Source organism: Syntrophomonas wolfei subsp. methylbutyratica, from assembly GCF_001570625.1.
Lineage (GTDB): Bacteria > Bacillota > Syntrophomonadia > Syntrophomonadales > Syntrophomonadaceae > Syntrophomonas > Syntrophomonas methylbutyratica.
In genome coordinates this window covers 1-670 of the sequence record NZ_BBQT01000060.1, presented here as the reverse complement: position 1 = coordinate 670, position 670 = coordinate 1, and the positions used below count along the sequence as shown (strand labels likewise).

The window sequence follows — 670 nt, the reverse complement described above, 5'->3', positions numbered from 1 at the left end:
AACCTGTGAGATGGTGTGCTCATTAGTCCACGAAAATGCCTGTTCCCCTGCTCTTTCTCGAATCAGGATAGTCCGTTACCGTCGGGAAGCATTAAATGTTCCGGTTACCTGTGCTTTTTGTGAAAAACCGCCCTGTTTGGACGTGTGCCCGGTAGGGGCTATAACTAAAAACCATGAGACTGGTGATGTAAGCATTCGAGCCGAGCTTTGCATTGGTTGCCGCCAATGCGCTCAGGCTTGCCCGTTCGGACATATGAACTTTAATGCAGCGAAGGGTATAGCTTTTAAGTGCGATCTCTGCGGAGGCGATCCTCAGTGTGTTAAGTTCTGCTGGACTGGTGCTATTGAGTATGTGGACAGCGAAATTGCAGTGGATATTAAACGTAGCGGTTTTGCAGATAGTGTATTGCAACAACACAATAAGTAGAAGATAATCCTTATATTAATCAGATTTAATTTAAGGCCTTTCGCCTTTTTCACCAAAAGTAGACGCTATATATTCAATGTAGAATAAGTGTCATCTTCTTACCTTGCAGGATTCATTTTTCAACTATATGAGCTGGCTACATATCGAGTTATTACTGCATCCTACCAAGCTAAATACTCATTACCAGAGCTAAAACTAAAGATACTTTTGCCACGCTACCAAAATTAATCAGAAAGTGGATAT

Annotated in this window: 1 protein-coding gene; it reads left to right on the top strand. The window is 42.2% G+C overall.

Features of this window, described 5'->3' with window-relative positions:
- Positions 1-427 (top strand): 4Fe-4S dicluster domain-containing protein (locus tag AWB54_RS15000; RefSeq protein ID WP_082736268.1); only part of this gene is annotated, 427 nt, incomplete at its 5' end.
- Positions 428-670 lie beyond the last annotated feature (243 nt).